The organism is Acidovorax sp. 69 (assembly GCF_002797445.1).
In the GTDB taxonomy this organism is placed as follows: Bacteria; Pseudomonadota; Gammaproteobacteria; order Burkholderiales; family Burkholderiaceae_C; genus Acidovorax.
Map to the genome: position 1 here is coordinate 4,930,162 of NZ_PGEP01000001.1, position 21,298 is coordinate 4,951,459.

Below are 21,298 nucleotides of genomic sequence, written 5' to 3' on the forward strand. Positions count from 1 at the left end.
TTGACCGTCTCCCGATAGGGTTTAATTCACCCAACAAAGGTAAATATCACCATGGACCACCGCACTCTGCTGGCCGACCTGGCCACCGATCTCCCCCAGGTCGTGCGCCTGCAGCGGTTGGTGGACCACCTGCGCATGCGTTTTCACTGCGGCGCTGTGGCGCTGCTGCAGCTCGAAGAGGACCACCTGCGCCCGGTGGCCGTGGACGGCCTGGTGCGCGAGGCGCTGGGCCGGCGTTTTGCCGTGGGCCAGCACCCCCGGCTCGCGGCCATCCTGGCGCGGCGCGAGGTGACCTGTTTTGACCACGACAGCACCCTGCCCGACCCGTACGACGGCCTGCTCGACACCCTGGTGGGCGAGCCCCTGCCGGTGCACGACTGCATGGGCATCAGCCTGCAGGTGGACGGCCAGCCCTGGGGCGTGCTGACGCTGGACGCACTGCAGACAGGCACCTTTGGCGAGGCCGCACGCGCGGCCCTGGCCGACTGCAAGGTGCTGGTAGAGGCGGCCGTGCGCATCTCGCGGCTGGAGCGCGAGGTGCAGGCGCTGCGCAGCGCCCCCCACGCGCGCAGCGTGGACGACGAGCGCGCCACCCGCGCGGGCGATGGCGACATGGAGATCGTCGGCCAGAGCGAGCCCCTGCTGCGGCTGGTGCACGAGCTCACGGTGGTGGCGGGCTCGGACTTGCCCGTGCTGCTGCTGGGCGAGACCGGTGTGGGCAAGGAGCTGTTTGCGCGCCTGCTGCACCGCCAGTCCCCCCGCTCTGCCCGCCCGCTCGTGCATGTGAACTGCGCTGCCCTGCCCGAGTCGCTGGCCGAGAGCGAGCTGTTTGGTCACGTGCGCGGCGCATTCTCGGGCGCGGTGGCCGACCGGCCGGGCCGCTTCGAAGCGGCCGAGGGCGGCACGCTGTTCCTCGACGAGGTGGGCGAGCTGCCGCTGGCCGTGCAGGCCAAACTGCTGCGCACCCTGCAGAACGGCGAGATCCAGCGCTTGGGCGCCGACCGGCCCCGGCGTGTGGACGTGCGTGTGATCGCCGCCACCAACCGCAACCTGCGCGAGCAGGTGCGCGATGGCGCCTTCCGCGCCGACCTGTACCACCGGCTGTCGGTGTACCCCGTACCCATTCCGCCGCTGCGCGAACGGGGCAACGATGCGTTGCTGCTGGCAGGGCGTTTTCTGGAGCTGAACCGCGCCCGGCTGGGCCTGCGCAGCCTGCGCCTGTCGCCAGGGGCGCAGGACGCGCTGCGCCGCTACCCCTGGCCCGGCAACATCCGCGAACTGGAGCATGTAGTGAGCCGCGCCGCCCTCAAGGCCCTGAGCCGCGGTGCCGCCCGCAACGACATCGTGACACTGGAGGCCGCCCTGCTCGACCTGGATGGCCTGCAAGCCCCCGGCACTTCCACCGCGCCGCACGCCAGCGCCACGCCGCCGCTGCCCCCTGCGGCCGCAGCGACCGGGCCCGGGTCCTTGGCGCCGTGCACGCTGCGCGACGCCGTCGATGACTGCCAGCGCCAGCGCATCCAGGCTGCACTGGCCCGCCACACCGGCAACTGGGCGCGTGCAGCCCGCGAGCTGGACATCGACGCCAGCAACCTGCACAAGCTGGCGCGCCGTCTGGCGCTGAAAGATTAGCTACTAAATATATAGCTATCAGCGCTTACCAGATAAGCGTTAGGTGTCATTCTTATCAGTAAATTGCAAGGCCCTAAGATGGGTTCACCATGATCGACCAACTCCACCTGCAGAACGTCAAGGCCTGGCGCGACAGCGGCCCGGTGCGGCTGGCGCCCGTGACCATGCTGCTGGGCGCCAATTCGTCGGGCAAATCCACGCTGCTGCAAAGCCTGCTGCTGCTCAAGCAGACCGTGGCCTCGCCCGACCGCACCATCCACCTGAACCTGGGCGGCGACGAGGCCAACGACTACTTTCACTTTGGCGGCTTTGACGCGGTGCTTTCGCGCGGTGTGGCGGCGCCGCGCCAGTTCTCCATCGCGCTGTCGTTTCAGCGGCCCGAGGGCGAGCGCGTGCGCGACGGGCGCTTTGCCTGCAGCTACGGGCAGACGGCCAGCGGGGCCGTGGCCATCCAGGCGCTGGAGCTGTCCACCGTGGCGCGGCGCTTTCGCGCCGTGCGGCGTGAGCGCGGCGCCTACGCCATCCATGTGGACGACGAGCCCCGGCCACGCGGCAAGGGCCCGCAACTGGCGCCCGAGCGTTCCATCGCCCTGAGCGCCGAGGCCCTGGCCCTGCTGGGCAGCGACGGCGCCCATCTGCAGGACCTGAGCCTGGCCCTGCGCCGCGAGCTGGAGGGCATTGTTTACCTCGGCCCGCTGCGCCGCCGCCCCGAGCGCGATTACGTGTGGAACAAGACGGCGCCCGGCGAGGTGGGCAGCGATGGCCACCAGGCCATCGACGCGCTGCTGGCCAACGCCCTGCTGCCGTCCGAGCACCAGGGCAGCGTGCTGCGCAGCGTCTTGCACTGGCTGCAGCGCATGGGCATGGCCGAGCAGCTCAGCGTGCGCGCGGTGGGCCGCTCGGGCCGCTACGAGCTGCTGGTGCACCACGACGGCGTGGTGGCCAACCTGCGCGACGTGGGCGTGGGCGTCTCGCAGGTGCTGCCGGTGCTGGCCGTGGCCTACTGCGCGCCGCCGGGCAGCACCGTGATGCTGGAAGAGCCCGAAATCCACCTGCACCCGCTGGCCCAGGCCGTGCTGGCCGAAATGTTTGCCGAGGTGAGCCAGCAGCGCCAGGTGCAGTTTCTCGTCGAAACGCATTCCGAGCACCTGTTTCGCCGCATGCAGACCCTGATTGCCCGGCGCCAGGCCAGCACCGCGCAGTGCCGCATGCTGTTCGTGGAACGGCGCGGCGCCGACGCCGTGCTGGTGCCGCTGGACGTGGACGAATTCGGTGCCGTGCGCAACTGGCCGCCGCGCTTTTTTGGCGACGCGATGGGCGAGGCGCGCGAGCAGGCCCGCGCCCGCGCACAGCGACTTCGGGAAGCATCCAGTGGCTGAAGCGAACGCTCTGCAGGCCCGCCTGGTGGACACCAATGTGCTCATCGTCGCCAGCGCGGTGGATGCGGGCTCGCCCTTTGGTGCCGAATCCACGCCGGTGGAGGACGCCACGCTGCGCCAGCAGGTGTTCGACTGGCTCGAAGCCTTTGAAGCCGACCCCACGCGCCATGCCGTGCTCGACGTGGACTGGCATGTGTGCGGCGAATACCGCCACAAGCTCACCGAGCAGGACTACGGCTGGCTGGCCATGATGCACAAGATGGACCGCGGCGAGGTGGTGTGGGTCGATGTGCTGCCCGACAAGGACGGCAACGCCGTGCTGCCGCCCGAACTGGCCGAGGCCGTGACCGATCTGGCCGACCGCAAGATGGTGGCCGCCGCCCTCGCCGCGCTGGACGCCGGCCACGCCACCCGGATCACCAACGCCGCCGACACCGACTGGATCGACTGCCAGCAGGCCCTGAACGCCGTGGGGCTGGAGGTGGAGAACCTGCTGCCCGACTGGCTGCAGGCGCGCTGGCGCCAGAAACACCCACCCGCGCGGCGCGCAAAATAGGGGTACTCAGAACCCGTTCATATGTCCGAAGATTTCTTCCGTTTCCCCCACACCCCCCACATCGCCTGGCTGGCCACGGGCGAGCCGCGCGACGACAAAGTGCTCTCGCCCGCCGAGGCCGACGACCTCCTCAGCGGCCCCGTGGTGCTGGAGGAAAAGCTCGACGGCGCCAACCTGGGCTTCTCGGTCTCGCCCGACGGCGTGCTGCGCGCCCAGAACCGGGGCCAGTACCTGCCCCAGCCCTTCCACGGCCAGTTCGCCCGCCTGGGCCCCTGGCTGGCCGCACACGAAGACAAGCTATTCGACGCCCTGGGCACGCACCTGGTGGCCTTTGGCGAATGGTGCGCCGCGCGCCACTCGCTCGACTACGCCACCCTGCCCGACTGGTGGATGCTGTTTGACGTGTACGACCGCCAGGAACAGCGCTTCTGGAGCACCCAGCGCCGCAACGCCTGGGCCGCGCAAATGGGCTTCAACACCGTGCCCTGCCTGTACGCGGGCGAGGTCTCGCTGGACCAGCTGCGCGACTGGGTGCACGCCCACGACAGCCAGTTCCGCCAGGGCCACCTCGAAGGCATCGTGGTGCGCCGCGAGAACGCCGACTGGCTGGAAAACCGCGCCAAGCTGGTGCGCGCGGACTTCACGCAGACGATCGAAGCGCACTGGAAGAGCCGGGCGCTGGAGTGGAATCGGGTGGTGTAAAGAAGGGGTTGGCGAACTGAAGACCTGACGCGCGACGTTTGGTATCTTTGTCAAGCCAAGCACCGGACGGGAGCTTGAAGCCTGCGGCCAACACCGCCCCTCCGGGAGGCTAGTTGCGCACCGGACTGGAGGTCTCTCGACTCAGTACGGCCTGCCATCTCATGCCATTGAATTCACGGGTGTTGCGATGCCTGAACCGGTGTGGCACCCACCCAGGCTCCCTGCCCACGCGCAGCGTAGCGGTGGCGCATACGATAGGGCCCTCACGCGCAGAGGTCTGCACCATGCCCACCCCCAAAAACAGCGCCCCTGCCGTTGCCAAGGCAAAGCCCAAGAAACCTGCCGCACCGGCGGCCAAGCCTTTCCTGCGCTTTTACCATTCGGCGCCGTTGCGGGCCAAGACGCTTCAAGTGCTGGATGCCGTGGAAAGCGCCGACAAACCGACCGAGCATTCCGGGCGCCTCTCGGATTTGATTCTGGAACTGACGGATGCCGGCATGGATCGGTTTTTTCTGCAATCGCTCAAGGCTACCAAGGCGAATTTCGTGGTCCAGCAGTCGGCGTCGCTGGGCCTGGCGGGGGTACAAAAGGTGATGGGCACGGTGATCCGCAACATCGTGGGCCGCATGGACGACAAGCAACTGCTCTCGGTCTGCGGTTCGATTCGCCAGTTCATGGTTTAAGCGAAATTCGCCCCGCGCGCTTATCCATCAAGCGCTGACAGCTATCATTTTCGATGCTTTCTTGGCCGCCATAGGGCGCTGAGGGGTTGCAGCTGCTGCGTGCAACGCGTCGCGCGCCGTTCAAGCGGCCTGGGCAGAGCCGGGCGCGAACTGGATCCGGTTGCGGCCCTCTTCCTTGGCCTGGTACATCGCCACGTCTGCCCGGTCGATCACCGCGTTCTGGCTCTCATCGCGCCCACGGAAGACCGCCACGCCGATGCTGGCGGTGCATTCGTGCCGGATGGCCGGGGCGGAGGGCGCGGACCGCAGCACGTAGGGTTCGGCCAGGCGGGTGCGAATTTTCTCCGCAATGGCGGCAGCCTGTTCGGTGGCTTCGCCGTGTTGCATACCCAGTTCGCACAGCAGCACGACGAACTCGTCGCCGCCAAAGCGGGCCACGGTGTCGGCTTCGCGCACGCAGGCTTTCAGGCGCTCAGCCACTTCGATCAGCAACAGGTCGCCCACGCCGTGGCCGTGGGTGTCGTTGAGGGGCTTGAAGTTGTCAAGGTCGAGGAACAGCAGCGCGCCATGGCGCTGGCTGCGCTTGCTGGCCGACATGGCCTGGTCCAGGTGCTCCAGCATCAGGCGGCGGTTGGCCAGGCGGGTGAGGGGGTCGTGGAAGGCGAGCTCGCGCACCTGCTCTTCCAGCCGCTTGCGCTCGGTGATCTCGCGCGTGATGCCGTGGTAGCCGATGATTTCGCCTTGCTCGTTGCGGTCGGGTTTGGACAGCACCTCGCCCCAGATCAGACGGCCGTCTTTGCAGCGGTGCTCCACCTGGAAGCGCAGGAATCCCCCGGCACTGCCTGCCGAGTCCTCGATCGCCCGGCGCCGGATCATGCCCTTGACCAGTTCGACGCCTTCGTCGGTGAACATCTCGAAGGCGGGGTGTCCCACCACCTCGTCAGCCGGGAAGCCCCGCAGGCTTTCGTCGGACGGGCTGATGTAGCTGACGATGAGCCGACTGTCCGTGCGCCAGAGCACATCCGGCGTGTCTTCCGCCAGCAAGCGGTACAGGGTCTGGCTTTCATGCAGCGCCTGGGTACGCTCGGTTACCAGGGCCTGCAGGGCGCTGTTTTGCTCCTCCAGGCTTTTGAGGGGGTACACCTCGCCGTCCTGCGCGCTTTGGCAGGGAATGGAAATGCCGCTGTGCACGATCATCCACTCTGACCCTTCCAGACGGAAGATCAGCACCAGTCGCGCCGTCTCCCTCGACAACTGCTGCCCACCAGGGGGCAGGTAGATATGGAGGAAGGCGGTCGCCACAACGACGTCGTCGCAAAGGTCCTGCAGCGCAAGGTCCAGCATTTCAATGCGAATGCGGCCCGGTACTTGGGCAAAGTCCTGCCGGGTGATACGGACCCACTCCTCGCGGTCGTGGATCAGCCGGGTCCCGCTGCCGTGGTAGCCGCTGAAGTTCTGGCTGAAGCGTGCCGTGAGGCGGTCATCCCGTGCGGCGTACATCTCGATGTACTCGTCGAACAGTGCGCGGATCTTGCTCTGGCGATCTGGGGGCATGGTGATGAAATCCTGGTGGTCGGGAACATCCCGGACAACGCCCATGGCCACTGCGAGGCACACACCACGATACGTTTTGTTACTTTACACCGCCGCCTGCCGGAACAGGAGAATGCATCCCTCCTTGCGGCATTTGTTGCCACAATGCCGGGCATGATTACCCTTCAAGACATCCGTGATGCCGCCATCCGCCTACAAGGCCAGGTGCTGGACACGCCGTGCGTTGAATCCAAAACGCTTTCGCAAATCGTGGGCGCGCAGGTGTTCCTCAAGTTTGAGAACCTGCAGTTCACCGCCTCGTTCAAGGAGCGCGGTGCCTGCAACCGGCTGACGCTGTTGACCGACGCAGAGCGCGCACGGGGGGTGGTCGCCATGAGTGCAGGCAACCACGCACAAGGCGTGGCATACCACTCTCAGCGGCTGGGCCTGCGGGCGGTGATCGTGATGCCAAGGTTTACCCCCGGCGTGAAAGTGGAGCGCACCCGTGGCTTTGGCGCCGAGGTGGTGCTGCATGGCGACACGCTGGAAGAAGCACGCGCCCATGCCTACGCCCTGGCCGAAGCGCAGGGTCTGACCTTTGTGCACCCGTATGACGATGAAGGCGTGGCCGCAGGCCAGGGCACCCTGGGCCTGGAGATGCTGCAGGCGGTCCCTGACCTGGACACCCTGGTCATCGCGGTGGGCGGCGGCGGGCTGATTTCGGGCGTGGCCACGGCAGCCAAGGCGCTCAAGCCCGGCATCGAGATCATTGGCGTGCAGACCACGCGTTTCCCGGCCATGGTGAATGCGGTCAAGGGCACCCACTACCCGCAAGGCACTTCGACCATTGCAGAGGGCATCGCCGTGGGCACGCCGGGCAAGATCACGCAAGAGATCGTCAAGCGCCTGGTGGACGATCTGGTGCTGGTCGATGAAGGCGACATCGAGCAGGCGGTGCTGATGCTCCTGGAGATTGAAAAAACCCTGGTGGAAGGCGCAGGCGCCGCAGGCCTGGCGGCGCTGGTGCGCTACCCCGAGCGATTCAAGGGCAAGCGGGTGGGCCTGGTCCTGTGCGGCGGCAACATCGACCCGCTGCTGCTGGCGGCCATCATCGAGCGCGGTATGGTGCGCTCGGGGCGGCTTGCGCGCATCAAGGTCAGCGCGCGCGACGTGCCGGGCGTGCTGGCGCGCATCACGGCCACCGTGGCCGACGCCGGGGCCAACATCGAAGAAGTGCACCACCAGCGCGCCTTCACCATGCTGGCAGCGCAGAACGTGGAGATCGAACTGGTGCTGCAAACCCGGGGCAAGGCGCATGTCGATGAAGTGCTGGGGCAACTGCGCTCGGCGGGCATGCAGGCCGACCTGATTTGACGAATCACAAGGTTTTGCGCCCCGCGCAGGCGGTCGCGGCTAGAATTGCGCAAGTTTTAAGCATCTGGAGTCCCCCCATGTCTGACCACAACACCTCGCACGCTCCCGCAACACCATCGAACGACCCTGTGGAAGACGTCGTTTCCGTGGTCCCCGTGGTACTGCCTGTGGTGGGCGGCATCATGATGTTCTTGCTGGCGTTCATCGCCGTGATGATGGCCTGATGGCTCCGGCGGCCACCGCCGCCTGCCACCCACAGCCCCGCAGCGCGGGGCTTTTTTTCGTCCCGCGCACCCGTTTGATCCGCGAAGGAGATTCCCTATGAGACCCGGACACGCACTCGTCCTTTTTTCCGGAGGCCAGGACTCCACCACCTGCCTGGCCTGGGCGCTGGAAAACTTTGCCCATGTCGAAACCATCGGGTTTGACTACGGCCAGCGCCACCATATCGAGCTGGAGGCGCGCCAGACGGTGCTGTCCGCCCTGCGCGCGCAGTTCCCCCAGTGGCATGAGCGTCTGGGTGACGACCACATGCTGGACCTGGCGGTTCTTGGACATATCAGTGACACAGCGCTGACCAGCAACACCGAGATCCAGATGACTGCCGCTGGCCTGCCCAACACCTTTGTGCCAGGGCGCAACCTGCTGTTCTTCCAGCTGGCCGCCGCCGTGGGCTACCGGCGTGGTCTGCACACGCTGGTAGGCGGCATGTGCGAAACCGATTTTTCGGGCTACCCCGACTGCCGCGACGACACCCTCAAGGCCCTGCAGGTGGCCGTGTCACTGGGCATGGGACAACGCTTTACCTTCGATACGCCGCTGATGTGGCTGGACAAGGCCGAAACCTGGGAGATGGCCCGGTCGCTCGGCGGTCAGGCGCTGGTGGACGTGATCGTGAACGACTCTCACACCTGCTACCACGGGGTGCGCGACACCTTGCACCCCTGGGGCTACGGCTGCGGCACCTGCCCGGCCTGCGCGCTGCGCAAGAGCGGTTACGAACGGTGGGAGAGCGGTTCGGCCAGCCGTCAAAGCGACGGGCCCGGTCAAATTCACGCATAACCCTATGTTTTTTTTGCATGATTTTACCCCCCGTCTGACAGACAAACGGGCGGCAGATTCATAAAATCGACATCCCAGCCGACCCGCGGAATCCGTGGAACTAGCCTCCACCCGTGGGGCAGACACACGCACCCGCCCGCCGACTGAGCACGAAAGCCGTTTTTTCAAAGGCAGCGCTCAGCATCCGCACCTGCGCCAGGCCTTGCCGCGATCCACCGGGTCCGCTTCCTTTGAAAAAACTGTTTTTCAACTTAGGAAGCTCCCCGATGAACGCACCGACCATGCAGGGCCTGAATCTCAACGCCCCCTCTTTCGTCAAGAACGCCCGGCTGCTTGCCTGGGTGGCCGACATGGCCGCCCTGTGCAAGCCCGACACCATCTACTGGTGCGATGGCTCCAAGGAAGAGTACGACCGCCTGTGCCAGCAACTCGTGGACGCCGGCACCTTCAAGAAGCTCAACCCCGCCAAGCGCCCCGGTAGCTTCCTGGCCTGCTCCGACCCATCGGACGTGGCCCGCGTGGAAGACCGCACCTACATCTGCTCGGCCGCCAAGGAAGACGCCGGCCCCACCAACAACTGGATGGCTCCCGCTGAAATGCGCGCCACGCTGCAGCCTTTGTTTGACGGCTGCATGAAGGGTCGCACCATGTTCGTGGTGCCGTTCAGCATGGGCCCACTGGGCAGCCACATCGCACACATCGGCGTGGAACTGACCGACAGCGCCTACGTGGCCGTGAACCAGCGCCTGATGACCCGCATGGGCAAGGCCGTGTACGACGTGCTGGGCGTGGAAGGCGAGTTCGTGCCCTGCATGCACACCGTGGGCGCGCCCCTGGCCGCTGGCGAAAAGGACACGACCAGCTGGCCTTGCAACCCCCAGGTCAAGTACATCGTCCACTACCCCGAAACGCGCGAGATCTGGTCGTACGGTTCGGGTTACGGCGGTAACGCACTGCTGGGCAAGAAGTGCCTGGCCCTGCGCATCGCCTCCACCATGGGCCGTGACCAAGGCTGGCTGGCCGAGCACATGCTCATCCTGGGCGTGACCAACCCCCAAGGCAAGAAGTACCACGTGGCGGCGGCCTTCCCCAGCGCCTGCGGCAAGACCAACTTCTCGATGCTGGTGCCACCTGAAGCCGGTTTCGCGGGCTGGAAGGTCACCACCATTGGTGACGACATCGCCTGGATCAAACCCCATGCCGACGGCAAGATGTACGCCATCAACCCTGAAGCGGGCTATTTCGGCGTGGCCCCCGGCACCAACATGCACACCAACCCCAACTGCATGTTGTCGCTGAACAAGGACGTGATCTTCACCAACGTGGCGCTGACGGATGACGGCGACGTGTGGTGGGAAGGCATGGAAAAGGACCACGGCGGCAAGCTGCCCGACCATTTGATCGACTGGCAAGGCAAGGACTGGACGCCCCAGATCGCCAAGGAAACCGGCGCCAAGGCCGCCCATCCCAACTCGCGCTTTACCGTGGCCGCCACCAACAATCCCGCACTGGACGCCCAGTGGGACGACGCCAATGGCGTGGCGATTGATGCCTTCATCTTCGGCGGCCGCCGCTCCACCACCGTGCCGCTGGTGACGGAAGCCCGCACCTGGACCGAAGGCGTGTACATGGCTGCCACCATGGGTTCGGAAACCACCGCCGCCGCCTTTGGCGCACAGGGCGTGGTGCGCCGTGACCCCTTCGCCATGCTGCCGTTCTGCGGCTACAACATGAGCGACTACTTCCAGCATTGGCTGAACATGGAAGGCAAGATCGCTGCGACTGGCAACGCCGTACCCAAGGTCTTCTGCGTGAACTGGTTCCGCAAGGACGACGCCGGTAAGTTTGTCTGGCCCGGCTATGGCGACAACATGCGCGTGCTCAAGTGGATGATCGACCGCCTCGAAGGCCAGGCCCAGGGCCAGGAAACGATGTTTGGCGTGTCCCCGGAGTACGCCGAGATCAACTGGACAGGCCTGGATTTCAACGCCCAGAAGTTTGACGCTGTGACCAGCATCGACAAGGCGGCATGGACAGAAGAGTTCAAGCTGCACACGGCACACTTTGAGCAGCTGGCCTACCACCTGCCCCAGGCCCTGCTGGATACCAAGGCGCAGCTGGAAAAGCGCCTGGCGGCTTGATGTCGTAGCCTTAGGAGCCAGGAAGCGTCCCACTCCAAGCCGTCCCGTCGTCAGGCGGGGCGGCTTTTTTTGTGCCGCAAGACCATGGCTCCGCTGCAGATCTACCGGCACAGGGCATAAAAAAAGCCGCGGCATTTGCCACGGCTTTGAATCTTTTGAAGCAGCGCAGCGGGAACTGCGCGGATGGCTCAGTAGTACTTGCGAATGTTGTCCACCGTGGGGATGCCCATCGCGTGGTTCAATTCAGCCATGATGCGGGGGTCCTTCATAGCCACTTGCCACGTGCGTTGGTCTTCTGCGGCGCGGCGGCGGCTTTCAGCCCAGGCCAACACTGCACCACGCAGGGCGATCCCGGCACGGCGCGCGGGGGAGGTCAGCAAAGCCAGTGCCGCAAAAGCAATGAGCCACATCACCATCCAGGCAGCCAGCAGGTGGCCTTCGGTCCAGGTGTCGATCACCTGGTTGGCGACCACGAACATGGCCGACACCACAGCGGCCAGCAAGAGGGTGGCAGCGCCTCGGGCGCCGTCAAAGTTGGCTGCAGCGCTCTTCAGAGCGGTGGCAGCATTTTCGGCGCGCACAACGCCGGGGTGTTCGGTGGGGTATTCAACGTTGGCAAAGCTGGTCATTTCGGTTTCCCTTGTCTAACGCTTGTGGCGAGATTGCCGGGCGATGGGGTGATATTAGGGTTTACCCTTTGCACATTCAAGTTTATATTTTGAATCATTGATATTCATGTCAGTGATGATTGCGCTATGGGCTCCTTGAACTTCCGCTCCCTGGATCTGAACCTGCTGCGCGTCTTCGACGAGGTGATGGCGGAGCGCAGCCTGACACGCGCCGCCCACAAGCTGTCCATCACCCAACCCGCCGTGAGCAATGCCATGCGGCGCCTGCGTGAGGTACTGGGGGACGAACTGGTGGTGCGCAGCGGCCAGGGGGTGGAGCCCACGCCACGGGCCCTGGCGCTGTGGCCCCCGGTGCGCGAGGCACTGGCCCATTTGCAGGAATCCCTGGCACCCGGGCACTTTGACCCCACGACGGCCGAGTCCACCTTTGTGCTGGCCATGGCCGACGCTACCGCGGCCACCCTGGTGCCTGCGCTTGTAGAAATCCTCGAATGCGAGGCCCCTGGCATCTCCATCCGCGTGCTGCCGCTGACCACCCGCGACCCCCGACGCCTGCTGGAAGAGGAGGCCGCCGATATGGCCGTGGGTTACTTTCCTGCCGCACTGGCAGACCTCACGGCGCGCGCCCAATCGGGTGGCGTGGTGGCGTTCGAAAGCCGACGTCTGTACGACGGTGAATATGTGTGTGTGATGCGACGGGGCCATCCCCTGGCTAGCAGCCCACTGACCCTGGACGCCTACTGCGAGGCCCGGCACATGCTGGTCAGCTTCTCGGGTCGGCCCTTTGGTTTCATCGACGAGGCACTGGCCTCGCTCGGCCGCGAGCGCAAGGTGGTGATCACGGTCAACCAGTTTTTCACGGCCGGGCGGGTGGTGTCGGGCTCTGACCTGTTGACCGTGTTGCCCCGCCACTTTGTACCCGTCACCGGCATCGCCGATGTCCTGGTGCAAAGGGCCTTGCCGCTGGACGTGCCGGCCGTGCATGTGGACGCCCTGTGGCGCCGGCGCGGCCCGCAGCAGGCGGCCATGACCTGGTTGTTGCAAGCGCTCTCGCGCTCTGCGAAGCGGACCTTCCCCGGGCAGGACACCCAAGAGACCCCGTAGACTGCACCGTTGATGAACATCCAGCTTCTGTCCGACCTCCACCTGGAGGCGCACCCTCACTTTGTTCCAGAGCCCGCACCTGGCGCCGATGTATTGATTCTCGCGGGCGATGTCGGCTCCTACCAGCCAGGCTCGCAACTGGATGATGACGACTTTGGTCTGGCCCGGTTTTCACCCCTGCCCCAGCATGCGGGCTGGCCCACGCCGGTGCTTTTTGTGCCGGGCAATCACGAATACGACGCCCAGGACTTCGATGCGGCACATCTGCGACTGAGGCAGACCTGCGACCGCCTCGGAATCACATGGCTGGAGCGTGAAACACTGACTTTGCAGGGCGTCCGTTTCGTCGGCACTACGCTCTGGAGCGACTTCGACGCCCTGGCCGACCATGAGGGCACCACCGACCTGGGCCGGCGCTTGAAATTGCGCGACAAGGCTTTCCGCGCCGCCAACTTCTATCTGCGCAAGACTGGTGGCACGCGCCAGGGAGAGCCGTTTCTGGCGGAGCCCATGCGTGAACAAGCGCTGGCATGCAAGGAATGGCTGGCGTCCGCGCTGCAACAGCCGTTTGATGGCCCCACGGTGGCCGTGACCCACTTTGCGCCCAGTCTGCGCAGCGCTGATCCACGCTATGGATTGGTGCCTGGCACTGCCGGTTTCTGCAATGCCCTGGACACTCTGCTGGCGCACGCACAACTGTGGCTACACGGCCACCTGCATGCGCCCAGCGACTACACGGCCGGGGGCCAGCGCAGTGACGGTTCGGTGTGGCAGTGTCGCGTGGTGGCCAACCCGCTGGGGTATGCCCGCAAAGGGGAACAGGCGACCTTCCAGCCACGCTGGACGGTCCCCGTATGATCGGCGTGCGGATCCTTAGACACCGCCGCGCGCAGGGAGAACAATATGACGCAAGTCAAGACAACAGACGCCCGCGCAGAGTAGTCTGCCTTATCCCCTCTCGGAGAACACCATGAACATCCTGCTTGCTGTCGACGGCAGCGCTTACACCAAAAAAATGCTGGCCTACCTGGCCACCCATGAAGAACTGCTGGGTGGCACCCACACCTACACCGTGCTCACCGTACAGGCCCCGCTGCCCGCCCGCGCACGTGCCGCCTTGGGCAAGGAAGTCGTGGACAACTACCATGCCGAAGAAGCCGAGAAAATTCTCGCGCCCGTGTGCAAATTTCTGGGCCGCCATGGCGTGGATGCCAAGCGCACCGTCAAGGTGGGCACAGTGGGTGAAACCATTGCCAAGGTAGCCGATACCGGCAAGTTCGACCTGCTGGTCATGGGTTCACACGGCCACGGCGCTATCGCCACGCTGGTGATGGGCTCCGTCACCACCCAGGTACTGGCCCACAGCAAGGTGCCTTTGCTGATCGTGCGCTGAGTCCCGGTTCTCCCCACGGCACGCGAGTGCTGTACCAGCCCTGCCTGTGCGGGGCTTTTTTTTGTCCCGATAAAACCAATTGGTTTTGAAATAACCAATTGGTTTACTTTGATACCAAATAGTTATACATTCGCGCCACGCCCATCCTGGCGTGTCATTTCCATCGAAACCAAGAGGAACGACCCATGAAGAAGACCCTGATTGCGCTCGCCCTGACCGCTGGCGCTACCTTCAGCGCCATGGCGCAAGACATCGTTGACACCGCCGTGAAGGCGGGCAACTTCAAGACCCTGGTGGCCGCCGTCCAGGCCGCCGGTCTGGTGGACACCCTCAAGGGCCCCGGCCCTTTCACGGTGTTTGCGCCCACCGACGAAGCCTTTGCCAAGATCCCCAAAGCCACCCTGGACGGCCTGCTGGCCGACAAGGCCGCACTGACCAAGGTGCTGACGTACCACGTGGTGCCTGGCAAGGTCATGGCCAAGGACGTGAAGGCTGGCAAGGTCAAGACCGTGCAGGGCCAGGAACTCACCGTGGGCACCAGCATGGGCGTGATGGTGGACCAGTCCAAGGTCATCGCGACCGACGTGGCCGCGAGCAACGGCGTGATCCATGCGATCGACACGGTGCTGATGCCCAAGTAAGCGCCCCGCACAACCGCTCTTTTCCACCACCATCCATTCACGAGGAGAAGCCGCCATGAACACCGTATTCAATCGCCGCACCGTCCTGATGGCAGCCGCCCTGGGCGCCAGCACCACGCTGCTGCAAGCCTGCGGGGGGAGCGATGACGAGCCCCAGCGCAACATCGTCGAGCTGGCGCAGAACACCCCCGAGCTGAGCATCCTGGTCGAAGCCGTGGTCGCTGCCGGTCTGGCCCCGACGCTGAGCACGGGCACACTCACTGTGTTCGCCCCCACCAACGCAGCGTTTGCAGCGCTGCTGGCCGAGCTGGGCGTGACCAAGGAGGCGCTGCTGGCAAACAAGCCGTTGCTGACCGCCGTGCTGACTTACCATGTGCTCGGAAGCAAGGTGATGCGGGCCGACGTGCCGCTGGGCAAGGCGATCACCCCGGTGTCGGGCGGCTTCTTCAAGATCGAATCGAACAACGGCCTCAAGATCACCGACGGCCGCAACCGCGTGAGCACCATCACCAGCACGGACATCCAGGCCAGCAACGGCGTGGTGCACCTGGTAGACCGCGTGTTGCTGCCCGCCGACAAGGACATTGTCGCCACCGCCTCGGCACTGCCCGACTTCAGCATCCTGGTCGAAGCCGTGGTGGCTGCGGGCCTGGTGAGCACGCTGCAGGGCACGGGCCCGTTCACGGTGTTTGCCCCCACCAACGCTGCTTTTGTTGCTTTGCTGGCTGAGCTGGGCGTGAGCAAGGCAGACCTGCTGGCCAACACGGCTCTGCTCACCAAGGTGCTGACGTACCACGTGGTTCCCGCGCGTGTGCTGAAAGCGGAAGTGCCCCTGAACACTGCCATCGCCACCGTGCAGGGTCAGACCTTCACCATCAACGCCAGCCTGGTGATCACCGACCAGAACATGCGAACCAGCAATATCGTGGCGGCCGACGTGTTCACCAGCAATGGTGTGATTCACGTCGTGGACAAGGTGATCCTGCCCAAGTGATGGAGTGCAGCCCATCACACCCACAAAAAAGCCCGGCATGCCGGGCTTTTTTTCTGTGCCAGAAGTGTGAATCTGGTGACTGAACCTTGGGTCTTAGCGCGCGGCCAGTCCATCAAAGCAGGTACGCACCACCAAGTCGACGATCTCTGCGTCTGAGTACTGGCCACCTTCCTTGAGAAAACTCACCACCGGATCGCACGCCCGGGCGTACAGGGTGTAGAGCACCACCATGGGTGGCAAAGTGGGATTGATCACGCCCTGCGACTGCGCCTCGGTGATCCACCCACCAATCTGGTCGCTCACCACCACCAGGCCGTTGAGGTAGTCCTTGTTCGCCATGAGCACTGCGCGCAGCGTGGAGTTGCGGCTGGGCAGCAAGGGCATCTCATTGGTCAGCAAACGCTCCAGAGACCAGCGCACCAGCGCGCGAAGCTTGTCCAGCGGGGGCGTTTCAGCAGGCAGGCCTGCCAGGTAGGCTTGCACACGGCCCAGAATTTGCACCATGGCGGCACTGCACAGCTCTTCCTTGCTGCAAAAGTGCTTGTACAGACTGGCCTTTGCAATGCCCACGGCATTGGCGACATCGTCCATGGTCATGGCGTCAAACGCCTTTTCGCCCAGCAGACGACAGGCAGACTGGAGGATGGCCTCCTCGCGTGCCTGGTGCATCTGCTCCTTGAACGAGACTTTGGGTGGCTGCGTTTGCATGGCTCTCATTTTATACATCACGGTAGAAAAATAAATGACTAAGTTGCAATACAACTACGTCGTTCACGTTTTTGCGTGCACAAACCGTGCCTCCCGCTGCGCACACGGGTAATAAGTTCAGGGCACCAGCGCCTTGTCGGCAGCGCCCGTCAGCGCGGCCGACAGGACATCCAGCAATTCAGACTCCAGGTTCCAGCAATGCCAGTACAGCTGGATCGGCAGCGACCGGCCCGGCGCCAGGTCGACCATGCTGCCATCGGCAATGGGGCCACGCGCAAGCAATTCAGGCACCACGCCCACGGCCCAGCCTGCGGCCACGGCCCGCATCTGCGCCTCGGAGCCCGGCACAAACAAATGATTGAGCGCCACGCGCTTGAGACCGAACGCCCGCGCCACGAACTCGGCGGCCATGTCGTCTTTGCGGTTGAACGACAAAAACGACACATCGCGGAAGTTGTGCGGCGTGAGCCCCTGCGGCAAATGCTGCTGCGCGTAGCTGGCCGATGCCACCGCCACATAGTGCATGGCGCCCAGCGGCACCATCTTGCAACCGCGCAAGGCTTGCTTGAGCGTGGTCACGCAACCGAGCACCTGGCCTGAACGCAGCCACTCCTGCGTGAAGTCCTGGTCGTCCACGATGATTTCCAGCGGCAGGCGTTCGCGCACCAGGTCGTGCAACGCACCCATGGCCCAGGTGGCAATGCTGTCGGCATTGATGGCAATCGAGATGCGCTCGTCCTCCCGCGTGCCACCGGGTGTGCTGGGCGCCAGCTCCTGCAGGTCGCGCTCCAGATCGGCACGCAGCAGGCGCATCTGCTTGGTGTGCTTGAGCAGCAACTGCCCCGCCGATGTGGGCCGCAGCGGCCGACTGCGCACGATGAGCACCGAACCCACCTGCGCCTCCAGCGCGCGCAGGCGCTGGGACACCGCAGATTGCGTGACATTGAGGCGCTGTGCCGCGCGCTCGAAACCGCCTTCTTCGACGATGGCGGCAAGGCATTCCAGGGCGGCAGGATCGTAGGTGCTCATGGTCTTCAGCTCGGACAAAAAGAAGGATTTCAGAGTGCGCTCTATTAGGTGCGCTGATGTTTTTGGAGTAAGTTTAATTTTGCTTTTAGTTGAACACAATGTCGCGCACACTGCGCCCCATGAAAACCATTGTTTTGGGCGCCGGCATCATCGGCATCAGCACGGCGTGGCACCTGCTGGAGCGCGGGCACGATGTCATCGTGATCGACCGCCAGCCCGATGCGGCGCTCGAAACCAGTTTCGCCAACGCGGCGCAGATCTCGGTGAGCTACTGCGAACCGTGGGCCAACCGCGAGGCGCCGCTCAAGGCACTCAAGTGGATGTTCGACAAAGAGGCTCCGCTGCTGTTTCGCCCACAGATGGACTGGCAACAATGGCGCTGGGGCCTGCAGTTCCTGGCGCAGTGCAACGACACGGCGTTTGAGCGCAATGTGCAGCAGATCGTAGCGCTGGGTGCCTACAGCCACGCGGCGCTCAAGGATCTGGTGAGCACCACCGGCATTGACTACAACCGTCTCGAACGCGGCATTGCCCATTTCTACACCGACCAAAAATCCTTCGACGCCGCAGGCCATGCGGTGGAACTCATGCGCAAGCACGGCGTGCAGCGCCGCCTGGTCAGCCGTGACGAGCTGCTCAAGATTGAACCCGCCTTCAAGGCCTATGGCGACCGCATCACCGGAGGCACCTACACCAGCACCGATGAAAGCGGCGATGCCCGCGTCTTTACGCAGGCGCTGGCCCGCCGCTGCATCGCACGCGGGGCACAGTTTCTGTACGGCCACGACGTGCTGCGCCTGAACAAGATTGGCAACGCTATTGATTCAGTAGCTGTCATGCCACGCCAATCAAGCGCAGGCGGCAAAAAAGACTTCATTTTGAAGGCAGATGCCATCGTGGTGGCGTGCGGCTCCTACAGTGCGCCGCTGCTGCGCAGCGTGGGCGTGGACTTGCCGATTTACCCCGGCAAAGGCTACAGCGCCACTTTCCCGCTCCTGCGACCCGAAGCAGCGCCCCAGGTCTCAACCATCGACGATGGCCGCAAGATCGCGATGAGCCGCCTGGGCAACGTGCTCCGCGTAGCGGGCACCATCGAACTGGGAGGCTTTGACCTCTCGCTCGACAGCGCCGTGGCCAAGGCACGCTGCCACATGCTGTCACGCCGCATCGAAGAAATCCTGCCCGGCGTGTGCGACACCCGCACGCCCGAACAAGGCGGCGACCCGCAGTACTGGACGGGTTTGCGCCCCGCCACACCCACCAACATCCCGTTCATCGGCCGCACCCGTGTGGGCAAGCTCTGGGTCAACGCGGGCCACGGCACCCTGGGCTGGACCCACGGCGCGGGCTCGGGCAAGGCGCTGGCAGAACTCATGAGCGGCGAGCAGCCCGCCATGAACTTTGGCTTTCTGGGGGAACAAGCCCCACGCACCCCCCGTACCGTCGTCACGGCCTGAGCGGATTCAGGGGCCTGCAGGCAACCACCGGGGCCGGTACGATCCTGGTATGTCTGCATCCCACACTCTTTTTCTCACGGCGTCTACCCGCGAACCCGGTCATGTCGGCAACACCGAATGGCTGGCACGCCAGGCGGCGCAGGCCCTGCCGTCCGACAGCCCACAGACCTGGCTGAATCTGGCACGCATGGATCTCCCGCCTTTTGTGGACCAGCGCCACACCGCAGGCGCGTACGCGCCACCCGAAGGCGACATGAAAACCTTGCTCGATGCGACGCTGGCGGCGACCCATATCGTGTTTGTTTCGCCCGTCTACTGGTTCAGCATCCCTTCGCCACTCAAGACCTACCTGGACCACTGGAGCGCCTGGATGCGCGTACCGGGCCTGGATTTCAAGGAGCCCATGGGCGCCAAGACGCTCTCGCTCATCACCACCAGCGGTGACCGTGCCAAGGCCCAGCCCATGATTGATTCGGTGGCCCTGTGTGCGCAGTTCCTCTCCATGCGCTGGGGCGGTGCACTGTGGGGCAAAGGGGGCCCGCCAGGGGCTGTGCAGGCAGATGCAGCGGCCGTGGCAGGCGCGCGCCATTTTCTGCTGGCGCCCGCCGCAGCCTGACCCGGTCAGTCGGCGCGCGCGGATGCGCGCTGCACAAGAATGCCCAGCCATTCGTGCAAAGCCAAGCTGCTATCGGCCAACGCCGATGCGCGGGGCAACGCCCGGTACAGCCTGCGCGCCTGTCCGCCCTTGAAGCCCATGGGCGCGGGCAGCACCTGCAGCCCGGCGCGCTCAAAATCCCCGGTGGCACGCACCATGTGCCAGCCATGGGTGACCAGGGCAATGCGCTGAATGCCCGCAGCCTTGAGCATGACGGCAGAGTGCTCAGCGTTGCTGCGGGTGTCGAGGGATTCCAGTTCCGTCCAGCGCACACGCCCTTTGAAATCACGTTCCACAACGTCCTTCATAACGAGTGCCTCCGCCCGTGTGCCGCCGGTCGAGCCCCCCGTCGCCAGAATGGGCAAGCCCGTCTGCTGCTGCAGGTACGCCGCGTACCGCACCCGCTCCCGGGAACCTCGGCTGAGCACATCCACCCCATATTCAGGGGCCACGGTGTCCGCGCCCCCACCCAACACCACGATGGCCTGCACGCGGGCCAACTGTGCGGGTGCCACGGCGGGAAAACGCTCCAGGCTTCGCACCAGCATGTCGGACACCGGCGGCCACGACAACGCCAGCACGGACAGCAGTGCCATCAGCACCACCGCAGTGCCGGTGCGGCGGCGGTAGCGCGCGATCCACAGCCCGAACAGCGCCAGCAAGATGCTGGACACCGGCGGCAACAACAGCGCTGACAGGATTTTCTTAATGGCAAACAACATAGAGGAGGCGGCGACGGCGTGCCACTCGTGGTTTCATCAGTGCAACACACGCCGCTGGGCCAGGAAGTCCAGCAGCGCGGCATCAAAGCCGTCCGGATTCTCCAGCTGCGGCCAATGGCCCACATGGGGTAACAGCAAGGTCTGCGCGTCGGGCAAGACCTGTGCCAAGGCCTGCACAGCGGCCGGCGGTGTGCAACGGTCTTGCGCGCCTCCCACCAACAGCACAGGCATGGTCAACTGCGCCAGCGCAGCAGCGCCCCGATCAAACGTGGGCAGGGCTTCCAGCGCCCGGCGGTAGGCCCCTGGGTACACTTTGCCCAGCGCATGGCTCGCCAGCTGCACCCCCTCGGGCAGCGCCCCGGTGCCGATGAACTGGGGCACCAGCGTCTGTGCCAGCTGCTCCATACTGCCGCCCGCTTCCAGTGCCTTCAGGGCCTGCTCGCGCGGTGCCACCCAGTCCGCCACAGCCTGCGCATCCAGCGCAGGGCCGCCCGCGCACAGCACCAGGCGGCTGGTGCACGCTGGGTCACGCACGGCAGCCTCCAGCGCCACCATGGCGCCCATGCCATGGCCAACCAGCGTGACCGGACCACACTGCAGTGCATCGATCAGCGCCAGACAGCTCTGCGCCAGGGCCTTGAAGGTGTAGGGCTCCACCGGCGCGCTTCGGCCATAGCCGGGCATGTCCCAGGCCATGGCACGGTAGCCCAAGGTGGCCAGAGTCTCCACTTGGGGCGCAAACGTCAGGTGGTCTCCGTCTGCGTCATGCAGCATGAGCACGGTGGGGCCGGAGCCCAGGGTGATAAAGGTAGGAAGTGCCATGCGGTGGAAAACGGAAGTAAACCCTGCAACAGCGCTGTAGAGGGCGGCGCCTGATAATAGTTGCTCCCTCCTGTTGCCAATG

General features: G+C 64.9%; 22 protein-coding genes. 16 read left to right on the forward strand and 6 right to left on the reverse strand.

The features are described from left to right. Positions 1–51: 51 nt before the first annotated feature. From norR to CLU85_RS22710, 5 genes are all read left to right on the forward strand, one after another. Positions 52–1,632: a nitric oxide reductase transcriptional regulator NorR gene (norR, locus tag CLU85_RS22690; protein ID WP_100412252.1), complete on the forward strand. Its 1,581-nt coding sequence runs from the start codon at positions 52–54 to the stop codon at positions 1,630–1,632. 89 nt (positions 1,633–1,721) lie between these two features. After that, positions 1,722–3,011 (forward strand): DUF3696 domain-containing protein, encoded by a 1,290-nt coding sequence (locus tag CLU85_RS22695; RefSeq protein WP_100412253.1) that lies wholly within the window; start codon positions 1,722–1,724, stop codon positions 3,009–3,011. Next, on the forward strand, positions 3,004–3,567 hold the full coding sequence (locus CLU85_RS22700) for a hypothetical protein (RefSeq protein ID WP_232727905.1): 564 nt from the start codon (positions 3,004–3,006) through the stop codon (positions 3,565–3,567). Before CLU85_RS22695 ends, CLU85_RS22700 begins: the two co-directional genes overlap by 8 nt. Before the next feature lie 21 nt (positions 3,568–3,588). Continuing rightward, positions 3,589–4,269, forward strand: coding sequence for an RNA ligase family protein (locus CLU85_RS22705; RefSeq protein WP_100412254.1), 681 nt, complete (start codon positions 3,589–3,591; stop codon positions 4,267–4,269). A 284-nt stretch (positions 4,270–4,553) separates the two neighbouring features. After that, positions 4,554–4,952: a hypothetical protein gene (locus tag CLU85_RS22710; RefSeq protein WP_100412255.1), complete on the forward strand. Its 399-nt coding sequence runs from the start codon at positions 4,554–4,556 to the stop codon at positions 4,950–4,952. 120 nt (positions 4,953–5,072) lie between these two features. Here CLU85_RS22710 and CLU85_RS22715 read toward each other — a convergent pair whose 3' ends face one another. After that, a complete protein-coding gene (locus tag CLU85_RS22715; RefSeq protein ID WP_157803996.1) occupies positions 5,073–6,506 on the reverse strand; it encodes a diguanylate cyclase domain-containing protein in 1,434 nt (477 codons plus the stop codon). Between the two features lie 153 nt (positions 6,507–6,659). On the opposite strand from CLU85_RS22715, the gene CLU85_RS22720 reads away from it, so the two are divergent. The 4 genes from CLU85_RS22720 to CLU85_RS22730 all read left to right on the forward strand — a co-directional run bounded on the left by CLU85_RS22720 (position 6,660) and on the right by CLU85_RS22730 (position 11,062). Then, positions 6,660–7,859 (forward strand): threonine ammonia-lyase, encoded by a 1,200-nt coding sequence (locus tag CLU85_RS22720; protein ID WP_100412717.1) that lies wholly within the window; start codon positions 6,660–6,662, stop codon positions 7,857–7,859. A 77-nt stretch (positions 7,860–7,936) separates the two neighbouring features. Continuing rightward, positions 7,937–8,083, forward strand: coding sequence for a hypothetical protein (locus CLU85_RS23190; protein WP_198509233.1), 147 nt, complete (start codon positions 7,937–7,939; stop codon positions 8,081–8,083). 97 nt (positions 8,084–8,180) lie between these two features. Then, positions 8,181–8,921 (forward strand): 7-cyano-7-deazaguanine synthase QueC, encoded by a 741-nt coding sequence (queC, locus tag CLU85_RS22725; protein WP_100412257.1) that lies wholly within the window; start codon positions 8,181–8,183, stop codon positions 8,919–8,921. A gap of 266 nt (positions 8,922–9,187) precedes the next feature. Next, on the forward strand, positions 9,188–11,062 hold the full coding sequence (locus CLU85_RS22730) for a phosphoenolpyruvate carboxykinase (GTP) (RefSeq protein ID WP_100412258.1): 1,875 nt from the start codon (positions 9,188–9,190) through the stop codon (positions 11,060–11,062). 188 nt (positions 11,063–11,250) lie between these two features. Here the strand turns inward: CLU85_RS22730 and CLU85_RS22735 are convergent, their stop codons facing one another. Beyond that, positions 11,251–11,691: a hypothetical protein gene (locus CLU85_RS22735; RefSeq protein WP_100412259.1), complete on the reverse strand. Its 441-nt coding sequence runs from the start codon at positions 11,689–11,691 to the stop codon at positions 11,251–11,253. Positions 11,692–11,817: 126 nt separating this feature from the next. Here CLU85_RS22735 and CLU85_RS22740 point away from each other — a divergent pair, with 126 nt between their 5' ends. The 5 genes from CLU85_RS22740 to CLU85_RS22760 all read left to right on the forward strand — a co-directional run bounded on the left by CLU85_RS22740 (position 11,818) and on the right by CLU85_RS22760 (position 15,823). Then, positions 11,818–12,795, forward strand: a complete 978-nt coding sequence (locus CLU85_RS22740) for a LysR family transcriptional regulator (protein ID WP_100412260.1) — start codon at positions 11,818–11,820, stop codon at positions 12,793–12,795. A gap of 12 nt (positions 12,796–12,807) precedes the next feature. After that, complete coding sequence (locus tag CLU85_RS22745) at positions 12,808–13,653, forward strand: metallophosphoesterase (RefSeq protein WP_100412261.1); 846 nt, start codon at positions 12,808–12,810, stop codon at positions 13,651–13,653. A 112-nt stretch (positions 13,654–13,765) separates the two neighbouring features. Next, positions 13,766–14,188, forward strand: coding sequence for a universal stress protein (locus CLU85_RS22750; protein ID WP_100412262.1), 423 nt, complete (start codon positions 13,766–13,768; stop codon positions 14,186–14,188). 185 nt (positions 14,189–14,373) lie between these two features. Next, positions 14,374–14,829, forward strand: a complete 456-nt coding sequence (locus tag CLU85_RS22755) for a fasciclin domain-containing protein (RefSeq protein WP_100412263.1) — start codon at positions 14,374–14,376, stop codon at positions 14,827–14,829. Positions 14,830–14,884: 55 nt separating this feature from the next. Then, on the forward strand, positions 14,885–15,823 hold the full coding sequence (locus CLU85_RS22760) for a fasciclin domain-containing protein (RefSeq protein ID WP_100412264.1): 939 nt from the start codon (positions 14,885–14,887) through the stop codon (positions 15,821–15,823). 93 nt (positions 15,824–15,916) lie between these two features. Here CLU85_RS22760 and CLU85_RS22765 read toward each other — a convergent pair whose 3' ends face one another. After that, on the reverse strand, positions 15,917–16,540 hold the full coding sequence (locus CLU85_RS22765; protein WP_100412265.1) for a TetR/AcrR family transcriptional regulator: 624 nt from the start codon (positions 16,538–16,540) through the stop codon (positions 15,917–15,919). 108 nt (positions 16,541–16,648) lie between these two features. Further along, on the reverse strand, positions 16,649–17,560 hold the full coding sequence (locus CLU85_RS22770; protein WP_100412718.1) for a LysR family transcriptional regulator ArgP: 912 nt from the start codon (positions 17,558–17,560) through the stop codon (positions 16,649–16,651). A gap of 119 nt (positions 17,561–17,679) precedes the next feature. Here CLU85_RS22770 and CLU85_RS22775 point away from each other — a divergent pair, with 119 nt between their 5' ends. Beyond that, the gene (locus CLU85_RS22775; protein ID WP_100412719.1) at positions 17,680–19,017 is read left to right on the forward strand and encodes a D-amino acid dehydrogenase; all 1,338 of its coding nucleotides are present in this window, start codon (positions 17,680–17,682) and stop codon (positions 19,015–19,017) included. A gap of 49 nt (positions 19,018–19,066) precedes the next feature. Continuing rightward, complete coding sequence (locus CLU85_RS22780) at positions 19,067–19,633, forward strand: flavodoxin family protein (protein ID WP_100412266.1); 567 nt, start codon at positions 19,067–19,069, stop codon at positions 19,631–19,633. Positions 19,634–19,638: 5 nt separating this feature from the next. Here CLU85_RS22780 and CLU85_RS22785 read toward each other — a convergent pair whose 3' ends face one another. After that, entirely contained in the window at positions 19,639–20,394 is a 756-nt protein-coding gene (locus CLU85_RS22785) for a YdcF family protein (RefSeq protein WP_100412267.1), read from the reverse strand. 36 nt (positions 20,395–20,430) lie between these two features. Beyond that, positions 20,431–21,216: an alpha/beta fold hydrolase gene (locus CLU85_RS22790; protein ID WP_100412268.1), complete on the reverse strand. Its 786-nt coding sequence runs from the start codon at positions 21,214–21,216 to the stop codon at positions 20,431–20,433. Positions 21,217–21,298: the final 82 nt, after the last annotated feature.

Excerpts from the sequence above, each read along its gene's own strand:
- CLU85_RS22740 (WP_100412260.1), top strand. The coding sequence starts at position 11,818 with ATGGGCTCCTTGAACTTCCGCTCCCTGGATCTGAACCTGCTGCGCGTC.
- CLU85_RS22715 (WP_157803996.1), bottom strand. The coding sequence starts at position 6,506 with ATGCCCCCAGATCGCCAGAGCAAGATCCGCGCACTGTTCGACGAGTAC.
- queC (WP_100412257.1), top strand. The coding sequence starts at position 8,181 with ATGAGACCCGGACACGCACTCGTCCTTTTTTCCGGAGGCCAGGACTCC.
- CLU85_RS22790 (WP_100412268.1), bottom strand. The coding sequence starts at position 21,216 with ATGGCACTTCCTACCTTTATCACCCTGGGCTCCGGCCCCACCGTGCTC.
- CLU85_RS22710 (WP_100412255.1), top strand. The coding sequence starts at position 4,554 with ATGCCCACCCCCAAAAACAGCGCCCCTGCCGTTGCCAAGGCAAAGCCC.
- CLU85_RS22705 (WP_100412254.1), top strand. The coding sequence starts at position 3,589 with ATGTCCGAAGATTTCTTCCGTTTCCCCCACACCCCCCACATCGCCTGG.
- CLU85_RS22775 (WP_100412719.1), top strand. The coding sequence starts at position 17,680 with ATGAAAACCATTGTTTTGGGCGCCGGCATCATCGGCATCAGCACGGCG.
- CLU85_RS22770 (WP_100412718.1), bottom strand. The coding sequence starts at position 17,560 with ATGAGCACCTACGATCCTGCCGCCCTGGAATGCCTTGCCGCCATCGTC.
- CLU85_RS22695 (WP_100412253.1), top strand. The coding sequence starts at position 1,722 with ATGATCGACCAACTCCACCTGCAGAACGTCAAGGCCTGGCGCGACAGC.
- CLU85_RS22735 (WP_100412259.1), bottom strand. The coding sequence starts at position 11,691 with ATGACCAGCTTTGCCAACGTTGAATACCCCACCGAACACCCCGGCGTT.
- CLU85_RS22780 (WP_100412266.1), top strand. The coding sequence starts at position 19,067 with ATGTCTGCATCCCACACTCTTTTTCTCACGGCGTCTACCCGCGAACCC.
- CLU85_RS22745 (WP_100412261.1), top strand. The coding sequence starts at position 12,808 with ATGAACATCCAGCTTCTGTCCGACCTCCACCTGGAGGCGCACCCTCAC.
- norR (WP_100412252.1), top strand. The coding sequence starts at position 52 with ATGGACCACCGCACTCTGCTGGCCGACCTGGCCACCGATCTCCCCCAG.
- CLU85_RS23190 (WP_198509233.1), top strand. The coding sequence starts at position 7,937 with ATGTCTGACCACAACACCTCGCACGCTCCCGCAACACCATCGAACGAC.
- CLU85_RS22785 (WP_100412267.1), bottom strand. The coding sequence starts at position 20,394 with ATGTTGTTTGCCATTAAGAAAATCCTGTCAGCGCTGTTGTTGCCGCCG.
- CLU85_RS22730 (WP_100412258.1), top strand. The coding sequence starts at position 9,188 with ATGAACGCACCGACCATGCAGGGCCTGAATCTCAACGCCCCCTCTTTC.
- CLU85_RS22750 (WP_100412262.1), top strand. The coding sequence starts at position 13,766 with ATGAACATCCTGCTTGCTGTCGACGGCAGCGCTTACACCAAAAAAATG.
- CLU85_RS22755 (WP_100412263.1), top strand. The coding sequence starts at position 14,374 with ATGAAGAAGACCCTGATTGCGCTCGCCCTGACCGCTGGCGCTACCTTC.
- CLU85_RS22760 (WP_100412264.1), top strand. The coding sequence starts at position 14,885 with ATGAACACCGTATTCAATCGCCGCACCGTCCTGATGGCAGCCGCCCTG.
- CLU85_RS22765 (WP_100412265.1), bottom strand. The coding sequence starts at position 16,540 with ATGAGAGCCATGCAAACGCAGCCACCCAAAGTCTCGTTCAAGGAGCAG.
- CLU85_RS22720 (WP_100412717.1), top strand. The coding sequence starts at position 6,660 with ATGATTACCCTTCAAGACATCCGTGATGCCGCCATCCGCCTACAAGGC.